General features: G+C 37.1%; 9 protein-coding genes. 3 read left to right on the forward strand and 6 right to left on the reverse strand.

The window, feature by feature from the left end:
• Window positions 1-197: 197 nt before the first annotated feature.
• The 5 genes from GQR38_RS19170 to GQR38_RS19190 form a co-directional block, all read right to left on the reverse strand.
• Window positions 198-1886 (reverse strand): hypothetical protein, encoded by a 1689-nt coding sequence (locus GQR38_RS19170; protein ID WP_165722962.1) that lies wholly within the window; start codon window positions 1884-1886, stop codon window positions 198-200.
• Between the two features lie 11 nt (window positions 1887-1897).
• On the reverse strand, window positions 1898-2281 hold the full coding sequence (locus GQR38_RS19175) for a DUF3192 domain-containing protein (protein ID WP_024591078.1): 384 nt from the start codon (window positions 2279-2281) through the stop codon (window positions 1898-1900).
• Between the two features lie 69 nt (window positions 2282-2350).
• Entirely contained in the window at window positions 2351-3124 is a 774-nt protein-coding gene (xni, locus tag GQR38_RS19180) for a flap endonuclease Xni (RefSeq protein WP_007580680.1), read from the reverse strand.
• A 10-nt stretch (window positions 3125-3134) separates the two neighbouring features.
• The gene (ppnN, locus tag GQR38_RS19185) at window positions 3135-4478 is read right to left on the reverse strand and encodes a nucleotide 5'-monophosphate nucleosidase PpnN (protein ID WP_007580678.1); all 1344 of its coding nucleotides are present in this window, start codon (window positions 4476-4478) and stop codon (window positions 3135-3137) included.
• A 65-nt stretch (window positions 4479-4543) separates the two neighbouring features.
• Complete coding sequence (locus tag GQR38_RS19190; RefSeq protein ID WP_165722961.1) at window positions 4544-6079, reverse strand: diguanylate cyclase; 1536 nt, start codon at window positions 6077-6079, stop codon at window positions 4544-4546.
• Between the two features lie 204 nt (window positions 6080-6283).
• Here GQR38_RS19190 and GQR38_RS19195 point away from each other — a divergent pair, with 204 nt between their 5' ends.
• The 3 genes from GQR38_RS19195 (at window position 6284) to GQR38_RS19205 (ending at window position 12612) form a co-directional block, all read left to right on the forward strand.
• The gene (locus GQR38_RS19195; protein WP_024592214.1) at window positions 6284-8071 is read left to right on the forward strand and encodes a PDZ domain-containing protein; all 1788 of its coding nucleotides are present in this window, start codon (window positions 6284-6286) and stop codon (window positions 8069-8071) included.
• 180 nt (window positions 8072-8251) lie between these two features.
• Entirely contained in the window at window positions 8252-10342 is a 2091-nt protein-coding gene (locus tag GQR38_RS19200; protein ID WP_165722960.1) for a bifunctional diguanylate cyclase/phosphodiesterase, read from the forward strand.
• 98 nt (window positions 10343-10440) lie between these two features.
• The gene (locus GQR38_RS19205) at window positions 10441-12612 is read left to right on the forward strand and encodes a S46 family peptidase (RefSeq protein WP_165722959.1); all 2172 of its coding nucleotides are present in this window, start codon (window positions 10441-10443) and stop codon (window positions 12610-12612) included.
• A gap of 124 nt (window positions 12613-12736) precedes the next feature.
• Here GQR38_RS19205 and GQR38_RS19210 read toward each other — a convergent pair whose 3' ends face one another.
• Window positions 12737-12913 (reverse strand): hypothetical protein, encoded by a 177-nt coding sequence (locus tag GQR38_RS19210; RefSeq protein WP_165722958.1) that lies wholly within the window; start codon window positions 12911-12913, stop codon window positions 12737-12739.
• Between the last annotated feature and the right edge of the window lie 461 nt (window positions 12914-13374).

Raw genomic sequence — 13374 nt, forward strand, 5'->3', positions numbered from 1 at the left:
CTTTAAAGAGTTTGATTTGCACATAAATTATTACCCTGAGAGGATAATCGCTTGTTAGATCATTTATGTGAACGTGCTTGAAAATTTAAGGGCGCATTTATATCAACTTATCACCCATTTTGCTAGTTTATACAAGAAATACTGGGTATACACCAAAGTTATAATGGGTATAAAGACGTTAAATAGGTTTCCATAAATTAAATACTATTAAATAACGCGAGAGATTCTAATTTTTGATTAAAATCAGTTGGGTTTTGCCAATTTAGTATTTTCAGCTGTTCGTTTAATGTTTGCAGTTGCCACGCTGTTAGCGCAAGTTCTGGTTTAAAAACACTCTGTGCAACAATTTTAAGTGTGATCCAGAGTTTATGAGAATCAGTTAAGTGTTTTTTAGGTGTTTGCTCTGCTTCTAAAAGTGCCGTTGTCCATGGGTTGTCACTTAATAAATGAGTAAGCTGTTGCGTTAGTTGCTCGTTATTAATTGAATCCACACCAAAAAATGAGCAAATAGGGGCACTCAATGTTTTATTTGGTGTGTCGTCAATCAGCGTTTTACGAGAAAGCTGTGTACTGCATTGCGTTAATAAAAAATGAGCATAAGCATATAAAGGTAATGTAATGTGTTCAAACTGGTCATGTTTATTTTTACTGACTAATAAGGCCATTATTTTCACTAAACCATTTAATCTGTTAGTAACGTAGGCTTGCAGAGGGTGTGGGGTAACATTAACTAATTGCTCAAAAACAACTCTTTGAATTATCGCAGGCGCATTATAATAACCGACCATCGATAAGCTATGCTTTAAGTCTTTAGCGGCTTGATGCTCCTTATTATAAGGTTTTACTGCCTCACATAAATTAGCAACTACCTGAGGGTGAGCCACCATTAGCTGGCTTAGCCCTTTATAGCTATATTCGTGCTGTGACTTAATATTACTTATTAGTTCAAGTAAAGACTGTGCTTTATCAACGCCAACCACACTTTTTGACTTAACATGTTCACTGTTAAACACTTTGAAGCTAATGGTTTTATCAGCGCAATGCCATTGTTTTGGGTTGTCGTTAAGGGTTGCTTTAACGCTAAACCAAGCCAATTTATTTGGATTAGCGGTACTAATTAAAATATGTTTTTGCTGCGCATCAGTCGCTAAATAAATCATGGTTTGCTCGGCATAAAAAACGCGGCTTCCCGGTAACAGTGGCCCCAAATGAGCTATAAGTGATTTGATTAGCTGCAGTGCAAACAAATTTGGTGTGCGAATATACAAGTCAGTAAGTGCTTTAAATAAACTCATGTGTTTATTAGCCGTATTACTAGTAATGTTCATACTAATAATATTTGCTAAAGCAATTAGTGTTATGCCCCCATCGTAAAGCATTATTTTAGGAGCACTTACCAATGCTTGTTTATATTTACTTAACTTAGCTAATAATTGCGTAACGGGTTTGGCAGAATCGCCACTGGATAACATTACTTTAGCAGCTAACTGATGACGCATTTTCCATATGTTTTTATCAGAGTCTTGAAAAGGTGTTTGCTCACAGAGCTTGTTTAATTGCGTTCCAACACATAAATGCTCAATGAGTGAAGCCGCTATGTATAGCTCGCTTAGGGCATTGTTATAGTGTTGAGATTTACAAAGTGCAGCGGTTATTACACTTTGACTAACAACTAAGTTGGTGGCATAAGAATAATTAGGATTATAAAGTGTTAAACGAGCTTGTAATGCGAATGGCTGTTCACTATAGAGCACTCTATATTGCTCAGCTAGCTTACTTGCCATGGGGTATAAGGCTGTCCATTTTTGTTTATTGTTATAATAGCTTAAAAACAGCTGCGTATTATTAAGCAGCTGCTCTAAAGTAGTTGAAACAGCTTCATCCATTAAACCTTCACCTAATTTTGTTCTTGATATTTATTATATGCACTAGGACCCCATAAAAATAGCTGCCCATTTTTAAATAATAACCCAGTACATTCATCCATAGTGGTTATACCGTCAGATGTTTTATGCTGTGTACGGTAAAAAACAATCTGAAATACCTGTTCACCATCTCGTTTGGCATAAGTAAGGTCGGGGCTGCCTAAATAATCAAGCACAGTATTTAGTGTTGTTGGCTGCTCAAGTGATAGTTTTTCGATATAACGTTTATTAAAAGCTTCTCGGTCTTGCCAGATCATAGCCTGAGGATCGTCTTTATAAAAAGTGATCACCAACGCTGCTATCAGTGCATATAGCCCTAAACCTAAGATTAAATATCGGATAAATTTTTTCAATATGGTTTACTCTGACTCCGGTAACTAATAATAGTATACGTTTTGTAATGTTTAGAGGCTATTAACTTGCGACTAATTAAGTCTTAACTGCTTTAAACTAAAGCCTAAATTTATATCGGTGCGTAAACTAACCAAGTGCTTTGAGATTACGTACATATCCATATTAGCGGCTAACTTTGCTTTAATACTCGGGCTTAGAGACTCATCTTCTGCGGCATGCTCAATTGAATTATAGTTATTAACTATTTGCTGCGCAGACTTAGTACCTATTCCTTTTACTCCCGGAATATCATTTGTTTTATCACCAGCCAAAGCCCAAAAATCAACGAGCTTATTTTGCTCAACACCAAAACGCTCTTTTATACTTGTCTCATCTAAATAGAGTTTTTTAAAGTAATCATAAACTGTAATGTAGGGGCCTAAGTAGGGTAAAAAGCCTTTATCAGTAGAAACAACAGTATTAGCTATTTGATTATTTGATGCCTTAAACGCAAGCGTTGCAATAATGTCATCGGCTTCATCGTTAATAGGCTCAAATACAACAATACCGGTTTCTTCTATTGCGGTTTTAAAGTGCTCTAAGGCATCTTTTAGCACTTGAGGCATTGGGGCACGGGAGTGTTTGTAGTCTTTATAAAAATGATAACGCCAGCTTTTGTCACCATCAAATACCGCAATCGCATGGGTTGCATTGCTTGTATCTAAAAGCTTTTTACACGCATGAGCTACACGTGCACAGCACGTTTGTATCATTTGTTCATCGCTGTGATGTTTTTGATTTGCGTCAACGGCGTAAATGCGCCTAATTAAATTAAGCGCATCAATAAGAAGTAAATGGGGTTTCAAACTATAAAACTCATGCTTTTATTTTGTAACACGGAATGTATTTGCTGCCAGGGAGTTTCATACGGCCTTGATCAACAAATGCTTGTAATAACGTATCCATATTTTCCATAAGGGCAGGCTCGCCACTTAAAATGTATGGACCGTTTTGCTTAATGGCTTTAACGCCTTCGTCTTTTACATTTCCAGCTACAATACCTGAAAAAGCTCTGCGTAAATTAGCCGCTAATAACTGCTTTGGTTGATCAAGGTGTAAATCAAGACTTGCCATATTTTCGTGTGTTGGGGCAAAAGGTTGTTGAAAATCGTTATCGATTTTTAACGTCCAGTTAAAGTAGTAGGCATCGCCTTCACTTTTACGGTAATCACGAACATTAGCCATAGCCGATCTTAGCTTTTGCCCAACTAACTCAGGATTATCAATAATAACTTCAAACTTATCTAATGCTTCTTTACCAAGCGTCATTTCAACAAATTCACACAGCTCTTTAAAGTACGCTTCACTTTCTTTAGGGCCAGTTAAAATAACAGGTAAACATTGTTTGGTGTTATCTGGATGAAGTAATATGCCTAATAAATATAGCAATTCTTCTGCAGTACCTGCACCACCAGGAAAAATGATAATAGCGTGAGCTGTTCTTATAAAAGCTTCAAGGCGCTTTTCAATGTCAGGTAAAATAACTAATTCGTTAACAATAGGGTTTGGTGGCTCTGCAGCAATAATGCTTGGCTCTGTTAGGCCTAAGTAACGGTTATTGGTATTGCGCTGTTTTGCATGGCCAATAGTGGCACCTTTCATTGGGCCTTTCATGGCACCAGGGCCACAACCAGTACAAATATTTAATCCACGTAAGCCCAGTTCGTAACCTACTTGTTTTGTGTATTTATATTCAACTTCGTTTATTGAGTGTCCGCCCCAGCAAACAACCATACTTGGTTCGCTATTAACACGCAAAGCACCGGCATTTCTGAGCATATCGAACACCATATGAGTAATGGCTTTTTGCTCTTTTAAATCTTTTTCGTATTTTTGACAAATAAACAAAATATCGCGAATAACAGAAAATATATGCTCGTGAATTCCGGTAATTATTTCGCCATCAACAAATGCGGTTTCGGGTGGGTTTTCAAGCTCAATTTTAATGCCTCGTTCGCGGCTTACTAAACGAATATCAAAATCTTTGTATTTGTCGTATATATCGCTACTTTCGTCGGTATGGCTACCTACATTAAGCACTGCTAGTACGCAGTTTCTAAATAACTTATAACGCTCACTAGCAGAAGATTGCTCTAATAAATCAACTTCTAATTGCGACAGTAAATCTAAAACCCCAGTTGGGTTTAACTGTATTAACATAGACGTTCTCCTTACTGCTAAATCGTAAAAAACTACTTGTCATAAAATTTATAATGGCTATGACATTATTTACTGGTACAAAGTCTATCTCGTCCTGAATTTTTGGCCTCGTAAAGAGCATCATCTGCTCTATCAAATGCCTTTAACAGAGTATCGCCTTTTTTAAACTGAGTTGCACCTACCGAAATAGTGATCTCAATTTGTTTTTCTCTAAATTTAAAAGGTATATTTTTAATTACCTTTCTTACTTTATCCAGAGGTAATGTTGCGTTTTCAAGCGACACACCTGGCATTAACAATACAAATTCTTCACCGCCGTAACGCGCTATAAAATCGGACTTTCTTACCGATTTTTGCAACGCTTTTGATATAACCTGTAAGGTAATGTCACCTGCGGTATGGCCAAATCTATCATTGATAGATTTAAAGTGGTCAACATCAATAACCGCAAGCGTAACATCTGATGGCTGCACATTAAACAAATGCATTTCGTGGCTGTAACGTTCATCAAATGCAGCTCGGTTAGGCAGTTTTGTAAGCCCATCAAGTAAACTTTTAAAGCGCTGTTCGTTTAAGCGTTTTTTATACGTTGTTAACTTATCTTCTAAAGTAACAATTCGTTTGTTTATTTCACTAAAGCTAGTGCTAAGCATTTCTCTATCTTTTCGTTCTAACTTTTCTTTTGCTAGAAAATCTTCGCTTAGTGATTTTAATTCGTTATCTACAAGTTCTTTTAAAGATGAGATTGACGTTGCTTTTTGTGTTTGTTCGTTGAGGTTTTTTATTTTTAGTTCAATGCTTTTATTCAACGAATCAAACTCAATACTCATCGATTCTGAGTGTCTACTAGTAGAGACAATAGAATTATGTAGATCTTCGAGGGTTTGATTTAATGAAACTAAAAAGCTTTGTGCAGATTTACGCTCTTTGCTAATGTTTTTTACTACGACTTCAATTATGTTAATCGCAACATCGAGTAATGCATCTATAGTGTCACTTTCCGTAATACTATTTTTTATACTATTAATTTGTAGTGTAGCTTCTTCTTCAAGTATAAGTTCGTTAGCTAGCTCAAGCAGTTTTTTTGCACGAGCTTGTTTTACAGGGCGCTGATTATCGGCTTGAGGGTCTTGCTTAGTTAGCAATGCTTCATGATAAAAGAGAATAAGTTGATCAAGTAGCGGAATATAACCATGGGTTGACTGAACGTTATTAATCTCTTGATCGAGTAAATTTCTCAGGGCTCTGCGAGTATCGTCAGGTAAACCTTTAGTTTTTTGTAACTGTTTACCTGCATTTTGTACACTGTTGAATAAATCACGTTGCTGAGCTTGCTGAATCGATTCTTGATTTTTAAGTAATATCAAAGTTTCACTAACAAGGGGAGAGAGGTCTTCAAAGCTCATACCTTTATTGAGTGCACTTCTAAATTTAGCAAGGCGATTATCTAACTCAATATCAAGCCCTTTACAGCTTAGCGAAAGTTTAGCTGCAAAGTCGCACAAAATATCCACTTGATGTTTGCGTGCACTCTCAATAGCCATACGAGCATCAATTGCTTGTTTGAGTTTTTTATCTGTTGGATTAGATCTTTCAGACACCTAAGCGTACCGCCATCAAATTAATTTTATTATCTTCAGTTTACAACAAATTTTTATTATGTGTAGTTATCTAGTAAAAAACTTAGAAATTTTAATAAGCTACTACGTATAAACTCGTATACGGGGCAATTTGTCGTATTTAATTCACTTTTAGATAGGGGCTTGCTAGTCTTGCTGGCTATTAAGTTTCCACTAAGAGTCTCTATGAAAAAGTTATTAGCCCTATCTATTTTAGCTGCATGTTCAGCACCTGTATTTGCCGACGTAAATTATTCTTTAGAAATTTCGCAACCACAACATCATTTAGGCGATGTAAGTGTTGAGTTTCCAAAAACAGCGCAAGCACATCTTGATATAAAACTTCCTGCATGGCGAACGGGTCGCTATGAAATGCTAAACCTTGCCAATGGCATTCGTTACTTCAAAGCTAAAGATGAAGATGGCAAAGAGTTAAAATGGGAAAAAATTGATCACAGTACATGGCGTGTACACCTTAATGAGCCAACCGAAGTTAATATTGACTACCAGGTGTATGCAAATGAGCTTGGTAAGCGCGCTCGCCACATTGACGACAGCCATGCATTTATAGATGCATCAGGCTTTTTTATGTTTAGTGAATCATTTCGCCAAGAGCCAGTAACCGTTAACTTAGAGGTGCCTAAAAAGTGGCGCTCTGTATCGGGTATGGATAATTTAAAAGGCAAAAATTCATTTAAAGCAGCAGATTACGACGTACTTGTTGATTCACCAATCGAAACGGGTATTAACCAACTACACACATTTGAAGTAGATGGCCGTGAATACGATTTAGTTATATGGGGCGACGGTAACTACGATGTAGAGCAAATGCTTACCGATCTTAAAAAATTAGTTGCTACTGGTAATGTAATTTGGGATGGCTATCCGTATGAACGTTATGTATTTATGGTACACGCTACGTCGGGTGCTGGTGGTGCAACAGAGCATTTAAACTCAACAATTATTCAACGTCCACGCGATAGATTTGGTAGCCGCGAAGATTACCTAGCCTTTATTAGCACCGCTGCGCATGAGTTTGTTCATACGTGGAATGTTAAAGCATACCGCCCTCAAGGTTTAGTGCCGTACGATTACACTAATATGAATTATTCTAAACTGCTTTGGATTGCAGAGGGTTCAACAAGTTATTTTGAAGATCATTTAATGGTTCGCTCTGGTATTGAAACCACAGATGAATTTTTTAAAGTGATGAGTAAAACCATTAATCGTCATTTACAAACACCGGGCCGTGAAGTGCAAAGCGCAAGCGAAACAAGCTTTGATAAATGGATTAACCAAGGTGGCGATCATGCACGTAACTACAGCACTAATATTTATTCAGAAGGTTCGTTACTTTCATTAGTTTTAGATATCGACTTGCTAGAAAAAAGCCAAGGTAAAATAAGCTATCGCGACGTACACAAAGCACTTTATAACAATCATAAAATGCCAGCTGGTTTTACAGATATAGATGTACTTAATATCTTAAAAGATTTAACAGGGCGTGATTACTCAAGCTGGTGGCAAGAAAATGTTGAGTCGCCTGCAAGTATTAACTTTGACGACTTACTTACTAAAGTAGGCTTGAAATTTGAACGTCCTGAAAAAGCAAAAGCGCTTGCAAGCATTGATGCTACCGCTAAAAACACAGGCGAGTTACTTACATTAAGTTACGTTCGCCGTGGTGGCAGTGCGTGGAAAGCAGGTTTAACTACCGATGATAAAATTGTCGCTATAAACAAACATCACGTAGGTAAAGATTTAAAAACCAGCTTAGAAACGTTTAAAAAAGGCGATAAAGTAACCATTGACTATCTTCGTCGCGATGCTCTTGAAAGCTTAACATTAGTATTATCAGAAGATTTTGATAAGCCTAAAAAAGTAGTTGCTGATAAAGAGGCAACGCCTGAGCAAAAAGCACTATTCAAAGCATGGATTGGCGTGGAACATCCAAATGATGTGACAAAAAAATAAATTCAGTTTTTATAGCGTTTAAATATAGTTAACAATTATTAAAAAAGAGCTTCGGCTCTTTTTTTGTTTTGTATAATGGCGTATATAATGTACATGGAAATTTAATATTAAAATTAAATTTAATTATTATTTAGTATTTCTCTATTATTAAATAAAATTATTTATGGATATAGCCTCAAAATGAAATTAGATAACCCGACTTCAAACTTAACCCATCAATTTGTAATTAACGACTATTTGCATCAGTTATTTGATGCGGTAAATGTTATTTCTGTTCAAGGTTATGACAATGAACGTCGTGTTATTTATTGGAATGAAGGTAGTGAGCGACTTTATGGATATACCAAAGAAGAAGCCATAGGACAAAAAATAGAAGACCTTATAATTCCAGAGCCAATGTGTGAATTAGTTATTAACGCACATAGTGATTGGGTAAAAAAAGATATAGAAATTCCAGCATCTGAAATTATCTTACAAGACAAAGATGGAAACAATGTATCGGTTTTTTCCAGCCATGTTATGTTTACAAATCAATATAATACAAAAAAAATGTACTGTATTGATATTGATTTATCTGAGGTTAAAAAGGCACAAGCAGATGCGTCATTTAATGAGCATATGCTAAAAACTATTTTTGGAGCAATTCCTGACTTATTTTTCTTGATGGAAAATGATGGAACTATTATTGAGTATCATGCCAGTAATGAGACCGATCTCTATACCAAGCCAAAGCAATTTATTGGTAAAAAAATGGGTGATGTACTCCCTCAAGATGTAGCCAAAAAATTTGAAACCTATATCAGCCTTGTATTAGAAAAAGAGCAGATGATGAGCTTTAAATACGAGCTAGCTTTGCCCCATGGGCTCGTTTTTTTTGAAGCAAGAATAAATAAAATAACAGAACATAACCAGTTAATGGTTATTATTCGAGATATTACAGAACAGCATAAATCAGATGAAATAATTAGACATCAAGCGTATTACGATAGTCTAACTTTACTCCCAAATCGTTTTTTAGCACTTGATCGTTTGTCGCAATTACTTATTGAATCACAAAGAAATAACGAGAAAGCGGCGGTACTGTTTTTGGATTTAGATGATTTTAAAAAAATAAATGATTCTTTAGGCCATGAAACAGGAGACAAACTTTTAATTGAATCAGCGCAAAGGCTACAAGAGGCACTGCGAAAAGACGACACGGTAGGGCGCCTAGGTGGAGATGAGTTTATCGTATTACTACGAGGTATAACTGATCACCATGCAGCGCTAAAAATTACTGAAAAACTGGTCAATAACTTTAGAGCCCCTTTTAAAATAGAGGGCCGGGAACACATACTAACAGCGAGTATTGGTGTAGCCATATACCCAGAAAATGGTATAACCGTTGCTGATTTATTACGAAATGCTGACACTGCAATGTATCAAGCAAAATCATATGGTCGTAATACTTATTCATTTTTTACTAAAAAGATGAACGTAATTATTCAGCGCCGACTAGTAATAGAAGAGCAGATGCGTGGCGCCCTTGAGCGTAATGAATTTGAGTTATTCTACCAGCCCCAATTTGACGCCAAAAATAAACACATCATTGGTGCAGAAGCGTTATTACGCTGGCATAACCCTGTGCTAGGTAATGTAACACCCGATGAGTTTATACCTATTGCCGAAAATACAGGATTAATTGTACCTATTGGCAAGTTTGTAATTAGCCAAGCATTACACTTTTTAAACACATGGCAAAGTACCTGTAAACGCCAACAAAAATATACAATGGCTGTTAACTTATCTCCTCGCCAATTTAGAGACGTAGGGTTGCTCAGTTTCATTCAAAACTCATTGAGTGAAGCAAACGTAAATCCCGAAAGTTTAGAGCTTGAAATAACTGAAGGTGTATTGATGAGTTGCCACACTAATGTTGTAGATATACTGACTGAAATTACTGCATTAGGCATTAACTTATCAATGGATGACTTTGGTACAGGTTATTCATCATTAAGTTATTTGAGAGAATACCCTTTTAATGTACTCAAAATAGATAGAAGTTTTATTGACGGTATTGTACTAAACAATGAAGACTGTAATCTCGTAAAGGCAATTATTGCCATGTCGCACAGCTTAGGACTGACAGTGGTAGCCGAAGGTGTAGAAACAAAAGAGCAGCATACTTTATTGAACGAATTGGGTTGTGATTTTATGCAAGGCTTCTATTTTAGTAAACCAATACCAGCAAAACAGTTTCTTGATTTTTCGATGAATTTTGATAAAAAGTAAGATTAAACACTCGATTGTAACAATTCATTGCACGGCTATTGACCTTATTGTCCCATCGCGAGTAACCTGTTATAGAAACAAATAAAAAGGATTCTATAATGCGTTTAAAACCTCTTGTAGCTACATTAGTAGCCACATTTTCTTTATCACTTTCAAGTAGTGCCATAGCCGACGAAGGCATGTGGCAACCGCACCAACTTCCAGAGTTAGAATCAATTTTAAAAGCCAAAGGGCTTGAAATTGATGTTGAATCTATTTCTAAATTAACCGAATTCCCAATGAATGCGGTAATTAGCCTAGGTGGCTGTACAGCATCGTTTGTATCGCCTAAGGGTTTAGTTGTGTCAAACCATCACTGTGTTTATGGCTCGGTACAATACAACTCAACACCTGAAAACAATATTTTAGAAAATGGCTTTTTAGCTAAAAGTCCTACAGAAGATTTACCTGCAGCGCCGGGCTCACGCGTCTATGTAACAAAAACGGTTACCAACGTAACAGATGAAGTAATTAAAGGTACTAACGAGTTAACAGCAAAAGCACGCTACGACGCACTCGAAAAAAATGAAAAAGCGCTAGTAGCCCAGTGTGAAGCCGACGAAAGCTATCGTTGTAACGTGTATTCGTTTCATGGTGGTTTAGAGTTTTACCTAATTAAGTCACTTGAAATTAAAGACGTACGCTTAACTTATGCACCGGCAATGGGCGTAGGTAAATACGGCGGCGATATAGATAACTGGATGTGGCCGCGCCACACAGGCGACTTTGGTTTTTACCGCGCTTATGTAGGCAAAGATGGAAAACCAGCAGAGTACAGCGAAGACAACGTACCTTACGTACCTGACTCTTACCTAAAAGTAAGTGCCAAAGGCGTGCAAGAAGGCGACTTTGTAATGGTTACAGGCTACCCAGGGCGTACTAACCGCTACCGTATAGCAACAGAGGTAGATAACGTATTTAACGACAGTTACCCTAAAGCACGCGTTCATAACTCAAAATACGTGTCGCTTATTGAAGAAAATTCAGAAGACGGCAGTAAAGCGCGTATTGCTTACGAAAGCACCATTGCAGGTTATAACAACTATATTAAAAACTATGGTTCGATGATCGAAAGCTTCAATAAAGGCACTATGCTTGAGCGCAAAAAACAGTTTGAGCAAGAGTTAACACAATGGATCAATAGTGATGGTGAGCGTAAAGAACAATACGGAAGCGTATTAGGTGAGCTATCTGAGCTAATTGCGCAATCACAAGAGCACAGTGAACGCGACCGCATGTTAGGTTATGTACATCGCTCACAAATGATCAGCACAGCACGACGTTTATACCGCCTAGCTTATGAAAAACAACAGCCAAATAGCGAACGTGAATCTGGTTATCAAGAACGTGACTTACCTCGCATTAAAGCAGGGCTTGAGCGCATGACGCGCCGTTATGATAGCAAAGTAGACAAAGCTATTTTACTGCACTTTTTAGAACTGTATGCAGCACTTCCAAAAGAAGAACGTTTTAGCGACGTTGATAACGTATTTAAAGTACAAAATGGGTTTGATAAAGCAACCCTAAGCGCGTTACTTGATAGCATGTATGAGCAGTCAAGACTCGATAATGCCACTGTTCGCAATTCATTATTTGAGCAATCGTTTAGCCAGCTAAATCAAAGCCAAGACCCATTTGTGCAGTACGCTAAAGCAATCTTTAAAGTAATGAAAGCACAGGAAGATAAATCAAAAGCACTTGCAGGTAAATTACAAGCAGCTCGCCCAGAGTTAATGAGCGCAATAATTGCGTTTAACAAAGCTAAAAACAAACCTGTATACGCCGATGCCAACAGCACACTACGAGTAACCTATGGCACTGTAGGCGGCTACTCACCTCAAGACGGCTTGGTAGCAACACCGTTTACATCGCTTGAAGGATTACTAGCTAAAAACACCGATGTTGACCCATTTAATGCACCTAAAAAGTTACAAGAGCAAATTAAAGCCAAGCTTTATGGTGATTACACGGGCGGCATGAATACAGTACCCGTTAACTTTTTATCAAATGTAGACACTACCGGTGGTAATTCAGGTTCGCCAACACTTAACGGCAAAGCAGAGCTTGTAGGCTTACTGTTTGACGGTGTTTACGAAAGTATTATTGGTGACTGGGATTACAACCCTGAGCTTAATCGCTCAATCCACGTTGATTCACGCTACATGCTGTGGGTAATGGATAAAGTAGATAATGCACAAAACTTGTTAGACGAAATGACAATCGTAAAATAAGTAATTAGTGAGATAACAGAAGGGCGCTTACCGTAAAGGAAGCGCCTTTTTTGTTGGTATTTGATTCGTTTATGACTGCTAAGTGCCATGATCGGATAATCGAAACCTTAGTCGCTTGTTATATTTAAATTTTACGCTCAAAGGCTAGATATAAAGTTGCAAATAAAAAACCACTAAAGCCTTTTTCCATTTTTGATAACACCCACCCATCTCTTGCCAACTCGTTTGCTTTAGCGTTTGCTCTATTTAACATACCACCTGTAGCCCAGATTTGAGAAACTGCAATAAACTTATACTCCATGTAACACTCCTTTAAATATAAATGCTTTATCAGAGGACTCTTTCTCTATTTTTAAGCGAAAACGTCCTTATTTTATTAGCTTCTATTAATAGCAAAAAGCATAAGTTATTGCTAGCTATATATATTATGCTTATGATGGGTTATTTGAACATATAAAAAAGGGGGGAAGTAGTCATTAATTAATTACTCACTCAATGACTAATTCTCGCTCACAGCAGGCTTCAGCAAAGTGCCACGAGATGACATTGAAGATTCTTAATGTGTGAAGTCAAGATTTGAACCCATTCGCTCTTTATAAAGCATTAGGTAATGTATTTGGAACCCATAAAACAGGCTGTTTTCTTAAAAAAGAGTAATTCTACAACCTCAACGCCTAAATCAGGTGCGCCGTAGGCGTCACCCGGATTTACTTGTGTACGCCCGACATGGGCATTGACTTATGAGGTGAAAGTCCTCTGTAG

The sequence above is a fragment of the Pseudoalteromonas sp. c7(2019) genome (assembly GCF_011378625.1).
In the GTDB taxonomy this organism is placed as follows: domain Bacteria; phylum Pseudomonadota; class Gammaproteobacteria; order Enterobacterales; family Alteromonadaceae; genus Pseudoalteromonas; species Pseudoalteromonas arctica.

What these genes read in the sequence shown, in the direction of transcription:
- GQR38_RS19205 (WP_165722959.1), top strand. Translation starts at nt 10,441, where the DNA reads ATGCGTTTAAAACCTCTTGTAGCTACATTAGTAGCCACATTTTCTTTA.
- ppnN (WP_007580678.1), bottom strand. Translation starts at nt 4,478, where the DNA reads ATGTTAATACAGTTAAACCCAACTGGGGTTTTAGATTTACTGTCGCAA.
- GQR38_RS19195 (WP_024592214.1), top strand. Translation starts at nt 6,284, where the DNA reads ATGAAAAAGTTATTAGCCCTATCTATTTTAGCTGCATGTTCAGCACCT.
- GQR38_RS19210 (WP_165722958.1), bottom strand. Translation starts at nt 12,913, where the DNA reads ATGGAGTATAAGTTTATTGCAGTTTCTCAAATCTGGGCTACAGGTGGT.
- GQR38_RS19170 (WP_165722962.1), bottom strand. Translation starts at nt 1,886, where the DNA reads ATGGATGAAGCTGTTTCAACTACTTTAGAGCAGCTGCTTAATAATACG.
- GQR38_RS19200 (WP_165722960.1), top strand. Translation starts at nt 8,252, where the DNA reads ATGAAATTAGATAACCCGACTTCAAACTTAACCCATCAATTTGTAATT.